Source organism: Herbaspirillum sp. (assembly GCF_035644555.1).
In the GTDB taxonomy this organism is placed as follows: domain Bacteria; phylum Pseudomonadota; class Gammaproteobacteria; order Burkholderiales; family Burkholderiaceae_D; genus Herbaspirillum.
Map to the genome: position 1 here is coordinate 39,408 of NZ_DASQOH010000013.1, position 18,886 is coordinate 58,293.

General features: G+C 61.6%; 18 protein-coding genes and 1 tRNA gene. 5 read left to right on the forward strand and 14 right to left on the reverse strand.

Going from position 1 to position 18,886, the window contains the following annotated elements:
* Positions 1 to 16: 16 nt before the first annotated feature.
* A complete protein-coding gene (locus VE092_RS05340; RefSeq protein ID WP_324874559.1) occupies positions 17 to 781 on the reverse strand; it encodes a sulfite exporter TauE/SafE family protein in 765 nt (254 codons plus the stop codon).
* A 265-nt stretch (positions 782 to 1,046) separates the two neighbouring features.
* Here VE092_RS05340 and VE092_RS05345 point away from each other — a divergent pair, with 265 nt between their 5' ends.
* Together VE092_RS05345 and VE092_RS05350 are read left to right on the forward strand one after the other, a co-directional pair.
* Complete coding sequence (locus VE092_RS05345; protein ID WP_324874561.1) at positions 1,047 to 1,835, forward strand: SDR family oxidoreductase; 789 nt, start codon at positions 1,047 to 1,049, stop codon at positions 1,833 to 1,835.
* 149 nt (positions 1,836 to 1,984) lie between these two features.
* Positions 1,985 to 2,074: transfer RNA gene (locus VE092_RS05350), tRNA-Ser, on the forward strand.
* Positions 2,075 to 2,434: 360 nt separating this feature from the next.
* Here the strand turns inward: VE092_RS05350 and VE092_RS05355 are convergent.
* The 5 genes from VE092_RS05355 to VE092_RS05375 form a co-directional block, all read right to left on the reverse strand.
* Entirely contained in the window at positions 2,435 to 2,836 is a 402-nt protein-coding gene (locus VE092_RS05355; RefSeq protein WP_324874632.1) for a hypothetical protein, read from the reverse strand.
* Positions 2,829 to 3,218 (reverse strand): hypothetical protein, encoded by a 390-nt coding sequence (locus VE092_RS05360; protein ID WP_324874563.1) that lies wholly within the window; start codon positions 3,216 to 3,218, stop codon positions 2,829 to 2,831. The genes VE092_RS05355 and VE092_RS05360 overlap by 8 nt, the downstream gene beginning before the upstream one ends.
* Before the next feature lie 137 nt (positions 3,219 to 3,355).
* Positions 3,356 to 5,554: a TonB-dependent siderophore receptor gene (locus VE092_RS05365; RefSeq protein WP_324874566.1), complete on the reverse strand. Its 2,199-nt coding sequence runs from the start codon at positions 5,552 to 5,554 to the stop codon at positions 3,356 to 3,358.
* Between the two features lie 246 nt (positions 5,555 to 5,800).
* Positions 5,801 to 6,655 (reverse strand): helix-turn-helix transcriptional regulator, encoded by an 855-nt coding sequence (locus tag VE092_RS05370; protein WP_324874568.1) that lies wholly within the window; start codon positions 6,653 to 6,655, stop codon positions 5,801 to 5,803.
* Between the two features lie 227 nt (positions 6,656 to 6,882).
* A complete protein-coding gene (locus VE092_RS05375) occupies positions 6,883 to 7,329 on the reverse strand; it encodes a winged helix-turn-helix transcriptional regulator (protein ID WP_324874570.1) in 447 nt (148 codons plus the stop codon).
* Between the two features lie 78 nt (positions 7,330 to 7,407).
* On the opposite strand from VE092_RS05375, the gene VE092_RS05380 reads away from it, so the two are divergent.
* Positions 7,408 to 8,349, forward strand: a complete 942-nt coding sequence (locus tag VE092_RS05380; protein ID WP_324874572.1) for an aromatic alcohol reductase — start codon at positions 7,408 to 7,410, stop codon at positions 8,347 to 8,349.
* Positions 8,350 to 8,435: 86 nt separating this feature from the next.
* Here VE092_RS05380 and VE092_RS05385 read toward each other — a convergent pair whose 3' ends face one another.
* The 8 genes from VE092_RS05385 to VE092_RS05420 all read right to left on the reverse strand — a co-directional run bounded on the left by VE092_RS05385 (position 8,436) and on the right by VE092_RS05420 (position 17,138).
* Positions 8,436 to 9,662, reverse strand: a complete 1,227-nt coding sequence (locus VE092_RS05385) for an MFS transporter (RefSeq protein WP_324874574.1) — start codon at positions 9,660 to 9,662, stop codon at positions 8,436 to 8,438.
* A 100-nt stretch (positions 9,663 to 9,762) separates the two neighbouring features.
* A complete protein-coding gene (locus VE092_RS05390) occupies positions 9,763 to 10,662 on the reverse strand; it encodes an amidohydrolase family protein (RefSeq protein WP_324874576.1) in 900 nt (299 codons plus the stop codon).
* 174 nt (positions 10,663 to 10,836) lie between these two features.
* Complete coding sequence (locus VE092_RS05395) at positions 10,837 to 12,159, reverse strand: MFS transporter (protein WP_324874578.1); 1,323 nt, start codon at positions 12,157 to 12,159, stop codon at positions 10,837 to 10,839.
* A 63-nt stretch (positions 12,160 to 12,222) separates the two neighbouring features.
* Positions 12,223 to 13,167, reverse strand: a complete 945-nt coding sequence (locus VE092_RS05400) for a hydroxyacid dehydrogenase (protein ID WP_324874580.1) — start codon at positions 13,165 to 13,167, stop codon at positions 12,223 to 12,225.
* Positions 13,164 to 13,856: an RraA family protein gene (locus tag VE092_RS05405; protein ID WP_324874582.1), complete on the reverse strand. Its 693-nt coding sequence runs from the start codon at positions 13,854 to 13,856 to the stop codon at positions 13,164 to 13,166. Before VE092_RS05405 ends, VE092_RS05400 begins: the two co-directional genes overlap by 4 nt.
* A 52-nt stretch (positions 13,857 to 13,908) precedes the next feature.
* On the reverse strand, positions 13,909 to 14,832 hold the full coding sequence (locus VE092_RS05410; RefSeq protein ID WP_324874584.1) for an SMP-30/gluconolactonase/LRE family protein: 924 nt from the start codon (positions 14,830 to 14,832) through the stop codon (positions 13,909 to 13,911).
* A gap of 22 nt (positions 14,833 to 14,854) precedes the next feature.
* Entirely contained in the window at positions 14,855 to 16,180 is a 1,326-nt protein-coding gene (locus tag VE092_RS05415; protein WP_324874586.1) for an MFS transporter, read from the reverse strand.
* Positions 16,181 to 16,190: 10 nt separating this feature from the next.
* Entirely contained in the window at positions 16,191 to 17,138 is a 948-nt protein-coding gene (locus VE092_RS05420; RefSeq protein WP_324874588.1) for an amidohydrolase family protein, read from the reverse strand.
* Between the two features lie 129 nt (positions 17,139 to 17,267).
* Between VE092_RS05420 and VE092_RS05425 the strand changes: the two genes are divergently transcribed.
* Together VE092_RS05425 and VE092_RS05430 are read left to right on the forward strand one after the other, a co-directional pair.
* Entirely contained in the window at positions 17,268 to 18,149 is an 882-nt protein-coding gene (locus tag VE092_RS05425; RefSeq protein ID WP_324874590.1) for a LysR family transcriptional regulator, read from the forward strand.
* Positions 18,150 to 18,367: 218 nt separating this feature from the next.
* On the forward strand, positions 18,368 to 18,877 hold the full coding sequence (locus VE092_RS05430; RefSeq protein WP_324874592.1) for an alpha/beta hydrolase: 510 nt from the start codon (positions 18,368 to 18,370) through the stop codon (positions 18,875 to 18,877).
* Positions 18,878 to 18,886 lie beyond the last annotated feature (9 nt).

An 18,886-nucleotide genomic window follows, 5' to 3' on the forward strand; every position in this document is an offset into this window, starting at 1 on the left:
CGGCGACAGGTCGACCTCAGCCGCCGAACATCATCCACAGCGATAGCGCCAGCAGGGCAGCGCAGAACAGGATGCGCAGGCGCCGCTCCGGCAGATGGTGCGCCAGCGCCACGCCCCAGGAAATACTGAGCACGCCGCCCAGCGCCATGGGGATGCCTACCGTCCAGTCCACATGACCGGCATGTGCATAGGTCCACAGCGCCACCAGGGTCCCGGGAGTGACCATGGCCAGCCCCAACCCCTGCGCGGCAGTCTGCGTAGCCCCGAAGAAGGCCGTCAGCAGCGGCACCGCCACGATCGCCCCACCCACACTGAAGAAGCCCGCCGACGCTCCCGCCGACAACCCCACCAGCGGAATATAGCGACGCCCCAGCCGCAGCGAAGTCTGCATCTCGCGCTTGCCGCGCAACAGCGTCCACAGGTAATACAGCGCCAGCAGCCCCATGAAGAGCGCAAAGCAGAAATGCAGCTTGCGCGCATCCATCACCGTGGCCAGCCGCGCCGAGAAATACGTCGCCACCACCGCCGGCCCGCACATCATCGCCGCCGCACTCCACTCGATCCGGTTGCGCTGCTTGTAGCGCCAGAAGGCGATGACCACGTTGGGCACGATCATCACCAGCGCCGTCCCCTGCGCCAGCTGCTGGTCCATCCCGTACAGATAACCCAGCACCGGAATGGCGATGAGCCCGCCACCGATCCCGAACAGACCGCCCATGGCACCCAGCACACCGCCGAGCAGGAAGTTGACTACGCACGAGAAAAACAAGGAAGCCGTCATCGGTGTAAAGTGATGCCTCTGCCGCCGGGCTGCAATCAGTAGCGAAAGCAGCGGCAGCATCGAAAGATAAAAAAGGAGACTGACATGAGCGGCGTCATCGTGTTTGCGCTGGAGATGGGCGTAGTCGCCATCATTGCGCTGGCCATCTACATGGTGATGAAGAAATAGCGCCCCTGATCAGGTCCGACAGTGTAGCGCAGCCCGCCCCTGCTGTCCCGGCGGCCCTGCGCCCTACCATGCCAACCCCTCAGCAAAGGAAAAAACGATGGATTTGAAACTCAAGGGCAAGACCGCGCTGGTGTGCGCATCCAGCAAAGGCCTGGGCCGCGCCTGCGCGCTCTCACTGGCGCGTGAAGGCGTGCACGTGACCATGCTGGCACGCGGAAGCGAAGCGCTGGAAGCCGCCGCCGCCGAGATCCGTGCCGAAGTCGCCCCCACCGGCGCGACCATCACCACCGTGGCCTGCGACATCACCACCCCCGAAGGCCGCGCCCTGGCCCTGGCTGCCTGCCCGGCACCGGACATCCTGGTCACCAACGCCGGCGGCCCCAAGCCCGGCGACTTCCGCGACTGGACCCGGGACGACTGGATCGCCGCCGTGGACGCCAACATGCTCACCCCCATCGAGCTCATCAAGGCGACCGTCGACGGCATGATCGCCCGCCGCTTCGGCCGCATCGTCAACATCACCTCCAGCGCCGTGCGCGCACCGATCGACATCCTGGGCCTCTCCAACGGCGCCCGCTCCGGGCTGACCGGCTTTGTCGCCGGCCTGTCCCGCAAGACCGTGGCCCACAACGTCACGATCAACAACCTCCTGCCCGGCCCCTTCGAAACCGACCGCCTGCGCTCCACCGCCACTGGCGCGGCGCAAGAGAGCGGCCGCACGGTGGACGAAGTCCTGGCCGAACGCCGCAAGCTCAACCCGTCGGGTCGCTTTGGCGACCCGGCCGAGTTCGGCGACGCCTGCGCCTACCTCTGCAGCGCGCAAGCCGGCTTCATTACCGGCCAGAACCTGTTGATGGATGGCGGGGCTTATCCCGGAACGTTCTGATTGAGCTTGCGGCTGCCTGCGGGCTGGCGGCCGCAACAGCGCTAGATGAGCGGCATCTGCTTGCATCGCGGAAAGAGGTGGATGCAAAGAAATTGATGTGATGTATAATGCGGCCCTCGTGCGACAGGCAAGGCCCTGTCGCATCGCAAGGAGGTTTGGGTGAGTGGTTTAAACCAGCAGTCTTGAAAACTGCCGACGGGGTGACCCGTCCGTGAGTTCGAATCTCACAGCCTCCGCCAGAACATCATGTAGAACGGGCCTTTGCGGCCCGTTTTTCTTTTGATCCCACATAAAAAAATACCGTTTACGCGTCAAATGGCGGATTTTTCTCTTAGCGACGTCAAGTGCTCGCAATGCGAGCTTAGCTCTGACTCTCTGCGTTCAAATACCCGAACCCGACCTCAAACTTCCCTAGCGACGTATTCCTGCAACCCCGACTACATGACTCGTCTTCGAGAAATCAATATTCTTCGAGCATGGGGTATCCAGTTCGACAACCAAGGCCGGATCGTTGCTACTCCAGAAAATGAGCGACATCTTGCACGTCCTGTTGGATCATCGCCTGCGGTCCGAAGAGAGAAGCCAGTCAACAGCTGGCCTCACACCCGCCCTGCCGCTTGGCCATTGCGCGCCAGCAGGTCCCGCGCCATCGTCACGGCCTGCTCACGCGACGCCGCCAGCAGCAGCGGGTATCCCCAGAACTTGGCAAAGACGACCGCAAAGGGCTTGAAGCCCATTCGCTTGGCCGCGTTGGGCTCCACCACGATCATAGCCAGCACCAGCTTGCGCAAGGCTTGCTTGTGCTGCTTCATCCAGAGGGCGGTGCGTTTTTTCTCCTCTGCAGAATGCTCGTGGTCCTCGGCAGGGACGGTATCGGTGAGCAGCACGAAGGGCTCTTCGCGTTGCAGGTTGCTTTCAAATTCCAAGAAATCCTGCTCGTGATCATGTCCGGGTTGCCGGGCGAGATTCATCCATACAAGCGGGAAATCCGCACTATTCATCGACACGGCCTGCTCCTTTGCGATTGAGGTTGCGCCAGGTGACCGTGATGGCGAACACGCCCGGCAGTGAAATGAAGAACACCGCCGAGAAGGCAATGTGCCAACCATCGCGCAATCCATCGGCAATGCCGCCCAAAGTGTTGAGGACAACCAGCAGGCTGCCCAGGATCAGTGCGCTCCATCGGGTCGCGCGGTTGGCGGACAGGGCGAGCAGGACTGTGACGATCCAGCAACCGTAATAGGCGGAAAACATCCACAGCGCCTTCCTGTCGAAGGTGATGGCGGGCACGCCGCCCTGCGTTCTCACGAAATCGTTGACGTAGAAAAACAGTTGGAAGCTCACGAAGAGCACGGCCCCCATGGCAGTGGCCAGCCAGAACAAGGCGGTCTTGTCCGGATGCCGGATCGGCAGAGGATGCCCGGGGGAAAGCGGCGACTGAGTTGACATATCATTTTTCCAGATAATTAAAAGAAGAAGTCATAAGAAGTGCTGATGATGAAAAAGGCGACTGCGCAGAATCAATACCGGTAATCCAACGTCACCATCATGTTGCGTGGAGCACCGTAGGTCACGGTATCGAAGTCCCCCTTCTGCAGCGCGTACGTCTTGTCGAAGAGGTTGTTCACCTTGAGCGCCACCGTGGTTTTCTGCGAGACGACATAACGCGCCATCAGCGACGCCAGGGCATAGCCGCCCTGCTGGCCGCCCAAGGTGCTGGTGCCGGTATTGGCCGCCTCGTAGATGCCGCTCTGCCATCTCACGCCGCCCCCCACCGTCAGCTTGTGCCACGCGCCGGGCAGGCGATAGGTGCTGAACAACTGCGCCGTGGTACGCGGCAGCTGCGAATTCAGACGCACACCGTTGCCATCCTCGGCGATGAAATGGGAGAGGCCTGCGTAGACATTCCAGCCGCGTGCCAGCTCGCCCTGCAGATCCACTTCGACTCCGCGCGACTTGGTGCCATCTGCCCCGCTGTAGGCTTGCGCGCCCGCAGGCGTGAACGCACCGGCGACGATCTGGGCCGCATTGTCCAGCCGGGTTTCGAACAGGGCCACCGAGGCTTGCAGGCGTCCATCAAGGTACGCCCCCTTCAGGCCGATCTCCGTCGTCTTTCCCGTGGCCGGGGTGAGGACGTTGCCCTTGCTGTCCTGGTAGTCGGTTTGTGGATTGAAGATGCGCGTATGGCTGAGATAGGCCGAATAGATCCGGTTGATGTCGTAGACCAGCCCCGCATAGGGCGTCAGTACACCGTTCTTTTCGTAATGCATCGCCGCGCCGCCGACGCTGTTGTCAATTTCATAGTTGCTCACGCGTGCACCGACGATGAGCTTCAAGGAATCGGCCAATGACAGACGGGCCGCACCGTAGACGCCACTTTGTTTGATCACGGTGCTGGTGGGAACCGACGACATCGCTGCGAAATCCGGGCGGGCAAACGGTGTGCTGAGATCATTGATATTGACCGGCATGAAGCCGGCATAGAACGGGGCGATGTCATTTTCGTCCGAGGTACGGCGGGAGGTCGTGGCGCCCACTATTCCCTCGTGACGGCGGCCCAGCAGTTCAAACGGGCCGCTCATCATCACGTCGAAAGTGTTGGTACGGCTGCTGCCCTGCGACGCGAGGGCAACCGGATACGCCCCGAAGGGATAGGTGCCCAGCCCGGTAGTACGGTCCGGACGGCCGACCAGGCCGAGCAGTTCGGCATTGAAGTCGGTGCGGTACTGGGTGGCCATAGCATGCAGTTTCCAGCCATTGTCAAAACGATGATCGAGCTCGCCAAAGGCTGTCTTGAGGGTCGTATCCCAATGGCTCCAATCCTGTGCATAGCTCTTCGACGAGGCGTAGGCAGCCTGCGTCCCGTCGCTGAACCAGAGAGGCAACCCGCCCCAGGTAGCGCCGGCCGAGGTGATGTGCTGGTCGTCATAGCCCAGGCTGACGGTAGTGTGCGAGGTCAGGTCGGCCTCGACGATGCCGTAGAACGTCTTCTTGCCGGGCTTGTAGCCATCGATGTAGGAATGTCCGTCCTGATCGCTGCCGACCAGCCGCGCGCGGATGCGGCCATCTGCTGTCACAGGGGTCGATAGATCGACCATGGCGCGATGGGTATCCCAGCTGCCTGCGCTGAGCGAGGCCGTCGCCGCGAAATCCTGGGTCGGCCGCTTGCGCACCAGATTGATGGCGGCCGACGGATTACCCGTTCCGGTGAGCAGGCCGGAACCACCCCGCACCACCTCCACGCGATCATAGAAGGCGGTATCGACCGCACTGATCCCGCTGCCATTGACGGTATTGCCGAGTACCGTAGGGATGCCGTCGTACTGCACATTGTTGATCAGGAAGCCGCGCGAATAGAAACTCGTGCGCTCGCTATCGGATTGGTAGGACGTGATGCCAATGGTGTTCTCCAGCACGCCCTGCACCGAGTTCAGTTGCTGGTCATCCATGCGCTGGCGCGTGACCACCGTCACCGCCTGCGGCGTCTGCTGCAACGACAGCGGCAAGCGCGTGGCCGCCGCTGTCTCGCCTGTGGTGTAGGCGCCGGTACCTTCCGTGGTCGCCGACTCCGCATGCCCGGTGACGGTGATGGCCGGCAAGCTGGTTTGCGCTTGCGCAGCCGTCCCGGAATCGGGCCGGCTTTGCAGGTCTGGCGATGCATCAGCGGCGAAGCCGGCCTGCGCGCCCAGCAGAACGGCGGCCGCGACCGCCGAATTCAAGACCTTGTGGGGCGTGCGCCTGAGCAAGTCCCGCCTGGCCCTGGCGGAGAGCCGACAGGATAACGCGGGGGCGCTTGAAGCGATGAAGCGACGAGAAGATGAAACAGCATGGCGAGAGGACATAAACGATAATCATTGTTATTTGGAGTAGCCATTTAACAATGAAGGCGGGTTGTCGCAATAGCGAAACCAGGCCAGATTATTTCGCATTTCGGCCACGATCAGGGTGTGGCGGGTCGGCGCAATTCAGCAGCGGTGTCCGGTCGGCAGCGTGATGGCCGGTACCGGTGCAGGAACCGGGATAGCCATGCGATCGGACAGGTAGCGTGCCGGTGACTTCCCGGTGGCCTTGCGGAACATGGTGATGAAGCCACTGGCGTTTTCGTAGCCCAACTCCAAGGCCACGGTCTGCACGCTTTCGCCCCTGGTCAGGCGTTGCAGCGCCAGAATCACGTGCAATTGGCGGCGCCAGCGGCCGAAGCTCATTCCGATTTGCTGCTGCAGGAGGCGGCTCATGCTGCGCTCGCTCATGCCGATGCGATGGGCCCAATCGGCCTTGGGGGTCTTGTCGGTGGGATCGGCCAGCAGCATGTCGGCCAGACGCCGCAGGCGCAGGTCGCGCGGCATCGGCAGATGCAGGTCTTCCACCGGCGCGCACACCAGCTCGTCAAGCAAGGCGGCGATGAGGCGCTCTTCTCGTCCGCCCAGGGGATACAGCTCGGGAAAACCTGCCGCCTTGAGCAAAAGCTCGCGCAGCAAGGGCGACACGGAAATCGTACAGCAGGTGGTCGGTAGATCCGGGACGGCATCCGGCTCCACGAAGAGGCAATAACACTCCGTCTCCCCTGCCCCACGTGCGGCATGGGGCAAGTCGCCCGGAATCCACACGGCGCACTGCGGGGGCACGATCCAGACGCCGTCCTCAACTTCGCAGTTGAGCATGCCGCGCACCGAATAGATCAGTTGCGCCTTGCGATGCTGATGCCTGGCGTTCTCCCAGTCCTTTGCGACCGATGTGGTGCCGAGGGCCACGACGGGACGGCAGACGCTGTCCACGTCCCGGGGAGCCACGATCTGGCCGGTGATTGCAATGCGCGACATGATGTTCTGGATGAGCTCGTGCAGGATGAAGTGGGCAGGCCAAGGTGCGAAACATTATGACCAACTTGTAGATAAGGCGTCGATCCGGGCAGGTTTCCGTCTCTCTTGTTTTTTATCGGCGGCATCTACAAGCCGATCGCATCCTTCAAGGTGAATTCGAACAGCACTGGGCACAGAAGTCGATGAATGCGCGGATCTTGGCGGGAATGTGTCGACGCATACAGGGACTACCAGCTCCGGTGGATATTTTCTGCGCCTTGGCTCTGGCGATCAAAGGTGTGGCGCGCCCGGCGGAAGTCCTCCGCGTGTTCCACTACCCAAGTCCAGATCGGTGACATGCGCAGCAGCAATTCCTTGCCCAGCACAGTGAGTTCGTACTCCACGCGCAGCGGCTTTTCATCGGTTTCGTGACGCAGCAGCAGGCCATCGCGTTCCAGTGTGCGCAGGGTCTTGGTGAGCATGCGCTGGGTCACGCCACTGAGCTGGCGCTTGAGCTCCGCGTGGCGCAGCGTACCGTACACGCCGAGCGCGTGCAGGATGCCGAGCGCCCAGCGGCTGCCCGCATGCGCAAGGACATCGCGCCGGACGCCATCGTCATCCTCGCGCAAGGTCTGGCAGATGGCTTCTGCCTCCTTCAGTGCTTCGTCAGCAATGATTGCTGCCCTTGGTATCATCTGTGTGCCTTCTTGAGAGCGTTGCGTGATCGTGCAACCATGCGGCCATCTTATCAGCAACGACCCTCAGGACAGATCATGCATGCCACACCCCAACTCCCGCCCCAATCCATCCTCGTGTTAGGCGCAGGCGAACTCGGCCTTCCGGTATTGCGCAATCTCGCGCGTGTGGCAGAACGTGCGCCCGGCTCGACCATCAGCGTACTGCTCAGGGAATCGACGATCAATACACGAGTGCCCGCAAAGAAAGCGGAGATCGACGAACTCCGCGCGCTGGGTATCCGGATGGTGGCGGCTGATCTTGTGAACGATACGATCGATCAGCTGGCAGAAATCTTCGCGCGCTTTGATACCGTCATCGGCTGTGCCGGCATGGTCGCCGGCCGCGAGACGCCGATGAAGCTCGCCACGGCCGCCTTGCGCTCGGGAGTAAAGCGCTACTTCCCGTGGCAGTTCGGTGTCGATTTCGAAGCCATCGGACGCGGCAGTCCGCAGGACCTGTTCGATGCACAGCTCGATGTGCGCGAACTGCTGCGCGCGCAGAGCAAGACGGAATGGGTCATCATCTCGACCGGCATGTTCACCAGTTTCATGTTCGAACCGGTGTTTGAAGTGGTGGACTTCGCCAACGACACCGTCAATGCCCTGGGCAGCCTGGACACCAGCGTGACGCTGACCACACCGGATGACATTGGCGTGCTGACGGCGGAGATCGTCTTTTTCGAGCCGCGCTTCAAGAATGAAATCGTCTATCTGTCGGGTGATACGGTGACCTACGGCGAGGTGGCCAATATTCTGGAACGCGTCCTCGAGCGCCCTTTCCGGCGCAATGTCTGGAGCGTGCCTTACCTGCTCGACGAACTGAAAAAGGATCCTTCTCATCACATCAAGAAATACCGCGCCGTCTTTGCGCAAGGCAAGGGTGTGGCTTGGCCGAAGGCAGGCACGTTCAATGCCCGGCAATCGATTGCGGTCACCACCGCAGAGCAGTGGGCCGAGAAGAACATCAAGGACAGATGATTGCGGGCGGCAACGAATGCGAGACATGCAGCCGCGCTCGCTGCTGCCTTGCAGAGGCCCTGGCTCACCGGCCAGGGACGCCTGTTTCACCCCTTGGTTGCCAGATCAACCGGCTTGATCTCCTGCACCACGAACAGCATCGACATGGCCGAGATCAGGATGCCGACACCGGCCACCAGCAACGCCAACTGGAAGCTCCCGGTGAATTTGTAGATGAATCCGGTAATGGTCGGGGCCATGACGCCAGCGATCGAACTCACGGTATTGACGGCGCTGGCGACGGTGCCCCCCATGCCCTTGGGCGAAACCTCGGTCAGGATGGTCCACATGATGCCAGCCGAGGCGGACTCACCGGCGATGTTGACGGTCAGCAGGATGACCGCAATGAGCGGATCATCCACGAAGCCCACCGCAATGACGGAAGCCGCAACCGCTTGCGAACCCACCAGCGCATACTTGCGCGCCTTGGTCACGCTGACGCCCTTCTTGATGAGCCAATCGGAGAAATGTCCCATCGCCGGCTGGGCGATGAATCCGACGATCCACGGAATCGAGGCGTACAGCCCCATCTTGAGGAAGGAAAATCCGCGCTCCATGACCAGGTAGCTGGGGAGCCAGCTGATGAAGACCACCCACAGGTAGTCCAGGAAGAATTTGGTCAGCATCAGACCGAGGATGGTGCGGTTGCTCAACAGCTTTTTCCACGGAATCGGCATGCTCCCCGGTTTTGTGCCCTCTTCCCCGGCGGTATCCCGCTTCTGCTCGCGAAACAACACATACCACGCCAGACACCACAGCAGGCTGCCGATACCCGTCACCAGAAAAGCGGTACGCCAGCTCCACCAGGTCATCAGGAATCCCATGATGACGGGCACGGCTGCCATGCCCAGCTTGGTACCCGACAGGCACCACGCGGTGGCGCGCGCACGCTCGGCCGACGGGAAATTCTCGTTGATGACTTTGGCGCTCAAGGGATTGCCCGCCGTCTCGCCAGCACCCACGCCGAGGCGCACGGCGATCAAACCATAGAATCCCTGGATCAGCCCGGTCGCAGCCGAGGCCACTGACCAGAATGCCGCCGCCCAGCCTAGCGCAGTCTTGGCACCGTACTTGTCGGCCAGTCGGCCGACAGGAATCATGCACAGGATATAGCTGCAATAGAACGCTGAGAGGGCAATGCCCATCACGCCCGGATCCATATTGAGATCCTTGAGCATTTGCGGGGCCGCCACGCCCAGTGCGCCCCGGTCGATGGCGTTGATGAACATGCCGAAGGCGAGCAGCGCCACCAGCGTGAATTTGTTTGTTTTCATGTTTGTCTCCGCGAGGGCCTGTGCCTGACAGGCTTGTTGTTCTCTTGGTCTTCAATGATGACTTCAGCAGGATGCCTGCCGATCTGACGTGCTGCGCCGGCTAGTCTTTCCAGTACAGCCGCCCGGGGTTGTCCACCAGGATGCGATGGCGCACACTCTCCTGCGGCGCCCAGCGCACGAGCCGATCCAGCATCGCGGCATCGTCGGGCTTGGGATCGGTGGTGACCAGGGTATGCGGCCAGTCGCTCCCCCACAGCACGCGTTCCGGAGCCGCCTTGATCAAGGCCACTGCGACCGCATCTAGATCCGCGTAGCCCTGCGGCCCCAGCCGAGAGGTAATGTACGGGGCAGACAGCTTCACATAGGTCTTGCCGTTGGCCAGCAGGCGCAACAGGGCCGCCATCGTCGGATGCGCCGCGCCTTCCGGCTGGGGCACATAGCCGAAGTGATCGATGACCAGTGTGCAGGGCAGCGCCTGCAAGGCTGGCTCGGCCGCCATCAGTGCTTCCCCCTCCACGGCGATGACCTGGATGTGCCATCCCAGGCGCTCGATGCGGCGTGCATAGTCGATGAAGCGCTCCGGTGGCGTCGGCGCATCGCCGATCAGGTAGAGACGCACGCCGCGCACGCCGTGAAGATGCAGGCGATCGAGTTCGGCGTCGCTCACATCCGGCGGCACCGCTACCACGCCACGCGCTTGTTCCCCCAGCGCATCGAGGGCGTCAACCAGGCAACGGTTGTCGAAGCCGTAGCTCTGGGGCGAAACGACCACCGAGCGGCTCAGGCCAAGCCGCTGCTTCAGGCGACGATAGTCATCCACCGTTCCCCAGATCGTGCTGCGGCTATTGGCGCGGGGAAAGCGCGGATCGAAGATATGGTGATGGCAGTCCACGGCACCCGGCGGCACCGGATGGTGTGGCGCCTGACTCCCCCCCGAGTGCGGCACTTCCATCGCCGTGCCCGGCACGGTGCCAGAGAGCGTATTTGCTGGCGATGTCATGCGCACGCACCCTGCGCTTGTCCCGGGCGCATGAACATGGCAGCGACGCTGCCCTGGGTGGGAGCAGCGAGAAAGGTCTGAATCAATTTACTTTCCTTGATGGAGGCAATCAAACACGCCGGGCAGGCAAGGCGCCACTGCAGATGCAGATGGCGGCCTTGCTGCCGGGACAATTTACCTGGTGGCTTCTTTCAGCGCGGCGCCAGGACGGCTCGATTTGCGGCTGAGGAAGAACAGGATCGTGACGCTGGCCAAGGACATCAGCACCATCGGCAGCAAGGCCATCGAATAGCTGCCGGTGGCCTCCTTGACCCACCCGTAGACGTTGACCATCAGGCCGCCGCCGATCAGGTTGGACACCGCGTTGATCCCCGCCAGTCCGGCCGCTGCCGAGCCGGTGGCAAGCCAGCTGGTTGCCATTGCCCAGAACGGGCCCTTGAAGGAATACGCCCCGATGAGCACCATCGACAGTATGATCACGGTCGGTACCAGGGAGTGGAATACCGAGGCCAGGGCCATGCCGCCACCGATCAACAGCAGGGGAATCGCGGTATGCCAGCGACGTTCGCCAGTGCGATCGGAGTGGCGTCCCCACCAGACCATCAGGATTGACGCCACGGCGTAGGGAATCGAATTGACCAGGCCGGTCTGGAGTACGGTGAGGCCGAAGGATTTGAGCAACTGCGGCTGCCACACGTTGAGCACAGTTCCGGCTGCCGAGGCGCAGGAGCAGATCAGCGCCATGGCCCACACCTGGGGCGTACTGAACAGTTTCCAGAGCGGGACATGCGTCTTGGCGGCGCGGGCGGCCGCCTCCTTGTCCATGGTCTTTGTCAGCCACTCGCGCTGCTCCACGCTGAGCCACGATGCCTGAGCGGGACGGTCAGTGAGGAAGCGAAGGCAGATCACGCCAAGCAACACCGTAGGTAAGCCTTCTATGATGAACAGCCAATGCCACCCTCGGAGCCCCCCGATGCCATCCATCTGTAGCAGCAGCGCGGAAATCGGGGACGCAATGAAACTGGCGGCCGGAATGGCGACCATGAAGAGCGCGACGATACGGGCCCGATAGGCCGCAGGAAACCAGTACGTCAGATACAGCACGACGCCTGGGAAGAACCCGGCCTCTGCAGCCCCGAGCAGGAAGCGGACCACATACAGGGAGTGCGCGCCCTGTACAAAGGCCGTACTGGCAGAAATGAGGCCCCAAGTGATCATGATCCGTGCCAGCCACTTCCTTGCCCCATAGCGCTGCAGGGCGAGATTGCTGGGTACTTCAAAGATGAAGTAGGCGATAAAAAAGAGGCTGCCCGCAAAACCGAACATCTTTGAAGACAGTCCGATGTCATGGTTCATCTGCAATGCTGCCATGCCAATGTTGCCGCGATCGATGAAAGCAAACAGGTAGCACAGCATCAGGAAAGGCATGAGGCGCCAGATGATTCTCTTGATGGTCGCCTCTTCGAGCTTCTGCTCGTTATTGGTTGTAGTCTCCATGAACTCTCTCTCAGGAGACGGTCTCCGCCTTGTCCCTGGCGGCTGACCGTCGTTATTGTCGAATCAGGCAATCGCTTGTTCTGCCTCGACCACCGCCAGCAAATTGGCCGCAGCGCCCGTGCCCATCGCGACGTAGGCATGATCGGAAACGCCACCGACGTGGGGGCTCAGGATCACGTTGCTGATGTTTTGCAGCGGGTGATTCTGCACCATCGGCTCCTGCTCGAAGCTGTCCAGGCCGGCGCTGCGCAACTTGCCGCTGGCCAATGCCTCGATGAGCGCCTTCTCGTCGATGAGGCCACCGCGTGCCGTGTTGACGAGAATGGCCCCCTGCTTCATCTTGGCCAGGGATTGAGCATTGATCATATGCTTGTTCTCGGCAGTGAGCGGGCAATGCAGGGAGAGTACATCCGCTTCGGAGAAGATGCGGTCCAGGCCCACCACTTCCACGCCGGCAATGGCGTCCTTGGCGTAGGGGTCGTGTGCAATGACGCGCATGCCCAGTGAGACCGCAGTGGCTGCAACACGGCGGCCGATGGCCCCCAGGCCGACCAGACCAAGGGTGCGGCCTTGCAGCTCCAGGCTTTTGTGGGTCGACTTGTCCCAGTGGCCCTGGCGCATGCGCGCGTCCAGGTGTACCACACCCTTGGCGCAGGCGAAGATGAGTGCCCAGGTATGCTCGGCCACGGCCGGCGCGTTCGCGCCGGTGGCCGCCTTGACGGCAATGCCGCGCTCCTGCGCCGCCTTGCTGTCGATGGTATCAATGCCGGTGCCGTGCTTGGAAATGACGCGCAGCGCCTTGTTGGCGTCCATGATGCGGGGCGTGATGGCTCCGTATCGCACGATGATGCCCACCGGCTTGTGCTGCTCGGACAGCTTGACCAGGTCATCTTCGGTCGGCTTGGAACCGGCGAAGACCAACTCGTAGTCACGCAGCATCTCGACGGCTTGCGCTGCCAGATCGACACCGGTGACGACCACTACCCCTTTTTTATCGCGCCCGCTCACAACACTTCTCCTTCGCCCAGGGCACCGGCCTTGCGCAGTGCGCCTTCCAGCCAGCTCGGACGCAGCGGACCACCGGTGCGGATTTCGGTCAGGCGCTTGGTCTCGTCCTGGACCTTCTTTGCTGCGGCCGCCAGCAGCCCCGGCGCTTTCTCGCGCTCGACGACGACCACGCCATCGGCGTCACCGACGATGAGGTCGCCCGGCTGCACCGAGGTCCCGCCCACCGAAATCGGCCAGTTGACACGGCCGGCGATGTTCTTGGTCGGGCCGTTCGGGTTGGCGCCCACCGCATATACCGGGAAGCCGATTTCGCGAATGGCCTCGGTATCGCGCACCGAGCCGAAGATGATGATGCCGGCCACACCAATGGCCTTGCATTGGGAGACCATGATCTCGCCCATGAGCGCGCAGCTTTCATCGCCCTTGCCGTCGATCACCAGCACGTCGCCGGGCTTGGCAACGGCCATGGCGGCATGGATCATCAAGTTGTCGCCAGGACGGACTTCCACCGTCAGGGCCGGACCGGCCACCCGGGTTTCGGGAGTCAAGGGGCTGATGCGGCTGCTGAGGGTGCCGCGACGGCCCGCGACATCGGCCAGGATGGAGGCGGCGAATTGGGAAGCCTTGGCGACGGTGTCGGCATCGACGCGCTCGAAATCGCGGATCAGGTCAGGTTTGGTGGTGCTCATGTTGGTCCTTTGTATGGAAACGGATGGATGAGAAAGGTCTTCTTGTGAAGGCTCACGCTGCGTGGGAGTACATCGGCAGACCCGCCACCGGTACCTCCGCGCGAAGAATGGAACCGGTGGCCGATTCCGTGATGAACAGGCTCTTGTTGTCCGGACCGCCGAAGGCCAGGTTGGTGGTCGAGATGCCCGCATTGGAGCGGATGCGCAGCAGCGGTTCGGCAAAGCGTGACAGGCGCCAGATGGAACCGAAACCGGTATGGGCGATGTAGAGGCAGCTCTCCGAGTCCAGCGCCAGGCCATCCGGGCCGGCCATGCCGCCGTGCAGGTTGGCGAATACGCCGACCTTGCCCACCACGCCCCTGTTGTGCAGGGGAATGCGCCAGATCTGCTGGGCGCGCGTGACGGCCACGAGCAGGTGGTTCAGGGCGGGGTCATAGACGATCCCGTTCGGGCTGGGAATCGTATTGATGAGGCAGGTCAGCTCGCCCGAGGGGGCAAGCCGGTAGACCCGGCCGGTCGGATCCTGCAGGCCCGACTGTCCCTGGTCGGTGAAATAGATCTCTCCTTCCGGCCCGAACACCAGGTCGTTGACGCCCTTGAAGCCTTCGGATCCCACGGTCTCCAGCAGCGGGGTCACCACACCGGTCTGCGGATCGAGTTCGACCAAGCCGCGCCGATAGTCTGTGATGACGATGCGACCGCTCTTGTCGATTTTCAGTCCGTTGGGCCAGCCGTCGTATTCGGCCACCAGCTCCCAATCGCCACCCATCGAGATGCGGAAGATGCGGCCATTCGGGATATCGGTCACATACAACCGTCCCTGACGGTCAAAGGACGGGCCTTCGAGGAAGGAATCAATGGGTTGGCCACCGCGATTGGCATCGGCCCAAGAGGTCTTGCGAAGCTTGCGGAAATGCTCCGGCAGTCTGGTAAAGACCGTCGTCTCGACGGTGGGGGGAGGCGCAAAGAAGCTCATGATCGGATTCCCTGAAAGCGATTTATTTGCTGCGGGCCGGATTGCCGAACACCAGCGTGATGACCGCACCCAGCAGCAAGGCTGCAGAAACGAAGAGCAGCGGATAGGTGAAACCCTGCGTCTCCTGTCTGATGAAACCAATCACCGAAGGACCCACGAAGCCGCCGAGATTACCGATCGAGACGATCAGCGCCAGGCCACCGGCTGCGGCACGTCCCGTCAGGAATGCCGAAGGAATGGCCCAGAAGGTCGCCTGGAACGAGAGGATCGACGACACCGCAACGGTGATGGCCAGCATCTTCAGGAGCGGGTCATGCAGGAAGGCCGATACGCTCAGCGAGACGGCAGCGGCCGAGATGGCACCGGCCACGAAGAACAGGCGATTGCCGCCGCGGTCAGCGAGCTTTGCCCACACGGTCATGGCGATGGCGCCGACCACATAGGGGAATGCGGCTACCAGGCCGACCTGATGCGATGGCAGGCCGAATTCCTTGATGATCTGCGGCAGCCACAGGCCAATGCTGAGCGAACCCAGAATGCCGCAGAAGTTGGCACCGGCCAGGGCAAAGACGCGCGGGTTCTTGAAGGCATCCTTGAGCTTGTTGCCGTGACGGGCGGCCAGGGAGCTCTGTTCGGTTTCCAGTTTGGATTCCAGCCAGCCCTTCTCGCTCTTGCTCAGCCAGTTGGCCTTGGAAGGGCTGTCTGGCAGGAGGAACCAGCACATCACGCCCAGTACCACTGCCGGCAGGGCTTCCAGCAAGAGCAGCACTTGCCAGCCCTTGAATCCCCACATCCCGTGCAATTCCATCAGGGCGCCAGAGATGGGCGAGCCGATGATGTTGGCGATCGGGATCCCGACAAGGAAATAGGCCGTCGCCTTGCCACGCCAAGCACCGGGGAACCACTTGGTGAAGTAGAGATAGATGCCCGGCGTGAAGCCGGCCTCGGCCATCCCCAGGAGGAAGCGGGCCAGGGCGAAACTCTTCGGTCCCACGACAAAGGCGGTGGCCATGGAGATGAGGCCCCAGGAAATCATGATGCGCGAAATCCACATCCGCGCGCCGAATTTATGCAGCGCGAGATTGCTGGGAATCTCGAAGAAGAAATAGCCGATGAAGAACAAGCCCGCCCCCAGGCCGAACTGCGCGGGCGTGAGACCGAGGTCCTTGTTCATGGTCAGGGCCGCGAAGCCGACGTTGATGCGATCGAGATAGCTGACGACGTAGCAGAGAAGGATGAAAGGAATCAGGCGGCGCAGCACCTTTTTCATCGTCACCTGCTCGTCCACCTGGACCTCGCCGGTGGCCGAGGCATGCCCCTGGAGTTTGATTTCTTGTGTTTGGCTCATGATCTGTCGTTCAGAAGTGATACAGGCGCGCCGGGTTGTCGACCAACAGTGCCTGGAGTTTTTCCCGGGAGCCGGCCCAGTGGACCATCATGTCCACCAGCGCGGCGTCGTCCGGCTTGTGCTGTTCGGTCGGATGTGGCCAGTCGCTGCCCCACAGAACCTGCGTGGGCGCCAGGTCGACCAGCTTTCTCGCCAACGGGGCCACGTCGCCGTAGCCGGGCGCGCCGATCTTGCTGACCAGGTAGGCCCCGGAGAGCTTGATGTAGGCGCACTTTTCCGCCAGCAGTTCGGTGACGAACTTGAACACCGGGTGCGACGCGCTGTCCTGGACCGGAATCTTTGCAAAGTGGTCGAACACGATGGGCACTGGTAGCCTGGACAGCATGTCACGGTGGGCGAGCAGGTCGTCATTGGACATGTTCAGCTGCAGGTGCCAGCCCAGGGGGGCGATCCGGCGTGCCATCGGCTCGATCATGTCCGGCGTCATCACTGAGGTGATCGCCACGTTGAAGCGCAGGCCCTTGATGCCGGCCTGATCCAGGCGGGCCAGCTCGCCATCGCTCACGTCCTTGGCCACTACGGCCACCCCACGTGCATCGGCACCAAGCTGCGCCAGCGCATCCAAGGTGCAGCTGTTGTCCGTACCATACGCCGACGGAGTGACCACCACGGTGCGGGTCGTTCCGTTTCGCTTCTGGATCTGGCGATACATGGCGACCGTCGCTGCGGGGTGGGCCAAGCGCGCGCCGGGTACGGGAGCAAACCGGTCGTCGTAGATATGCATGTGGCAATCACAGGCATTGGCGGGGAGGCTGCGGCTGGCGCGCTCTTGCCCGCTCGAATGGGGAAACGCCGCGTCAGCCGCCATGGCCGCAGGCACGGTCCCGGCCGTTGCCAGGCTGGCCAGCACTGCGCCCGACTGGAACAGGAAATCACGTCGTGTCTGAGTCGTTTTCAAAGTCACTGTCTCCGAATTTTTTTGGGCCATCGATGCCCGGTTTCTTGATTTTTGGAGGAGTCTACGCGCTGACTTTTTTAATGTATATTTTCTTTTTGTTTCATAACCAATTACTTTTGGTAATCAATCATGGACTACAGAGATCTGAAATATTTCGAAGTAATCGCCGAAGAATGTCACATGGGCAGAGCAGCGGAGAGGCTCTATAAATCTCAGCCGGCACTGACAAAGTGCATTCACCGGATAGAAGAACAACTGGGCGCGCCGCTGTTTGCCCGCGTGGGCAGAGGGATTCAACTGACCTCGGTTGGCCATGCCCTGCTGGTACGTGCACGAAAACTTGGGCAGATGATGGACGACACGACCAGGGAAATCAGCGACTATGCATCCGGCAAGGCGGGCAAGATCCGCCTGGGGTGCATACCGACGCTGGCCGAGCACATTCTTCCGTCCGTCTGCGAAGATCTTCTTGCAGAGGCAGCCAACGTGACCATTGAATTAAAAGTGGCCATGAATGATGCTCTGCATGAGGGGCTGCGTGCAGGCGAACTCGATATCGTGCTGGGCCCCTTGCTCAAGACCGAGGAAGACTTTGAAACGGAAGTGATCATCCAGGACCAGATGGTGGTGATGGCGCGCGCGAATCATCCGATCTTCAAGAAAAAAAGGTCGCTACGTACCCTGCTCGAATATCACTGGGTGCTTCCTGCGGAATCGGTCCTGAGCCGCCAATGGCTCAATAACGTGTTCGACAGAAACCACCTTCCCAGGCCGACCGTTCAAATTGAACCGACCGTTCTCAATATGATCTTGCCGTTGATTGAACGCACCAATTTGTTGGGCTTTGCGTCAAGATTGAACTTCAAATCAGGGCACAAGGAGCTCAAGGAATTCGTCCTCAAGGAAACCACCATGCACCGGCCGATGGGCGTCACGTATCGCCGCGGCGTGTATCTCTCCCCTGCCACGCAGCGATTGATTGCCATCCTGAAGCGGAAATACAAGTCGTAGAGCGCATTGATCTTTGTGGCGCCGACGCTGCCTCAAGCTCGTTGCATGTTGTCTCGCGACGGCACGTAACCCAGGCCGAAGCGCCGTCGCAGATCGCCCGTGCAAGCAGGGTCACGGCATTGCCTGAAACTGTCATTGTTTTGTAATGGGTACGTCATCGTTTTGTCTCCCCCGGCGATCTGGAGTGGCTGCTCTCTCATATTTCCCAAGGAGTTCTGATGACACCCCGTTCGATCGCACTCTCCCTGTATCTGGCCTGCGGCCCGATTGGCGCTACAGCCATGCCCGCAGCCTATGCCGCCGAAGCCGCTTCTGCCGAACCGGTGAAGAACATCGTCCTGGTGCACGGCTTGTTTTCCGACGGCTCCAGCTGGTCCAGGGTCATCCCGCTCCTGCAAGCCAAAGGTCTGCATGTGACTGCGGTGCAAAATCCTACGACTTCCCTGGACGACGACGTGGCCGTAGTCAACGGCGTACTGGCCCAGCAGGATGGTCCGGTGATTCTGGTGGGCCACTCTTATGGCGGCATGGTCATCATGCCAGGCCGGCGACGCACCGAAGGTCAAGGGACTGGTCTATATCGCAGCGCGTACTCCCGAGGCTGGCGAAGACTGTCCCCCCTTGACCCGGCGCTATCCGCCAGCCCCTGCGGGTACTGGATTGAAATGGTCGGCCGACTGCTGCGGCAGCCTCAGCGAAGAGGCCTTCGTCAAGGATTTTGCGGGTGACCTGCCAAA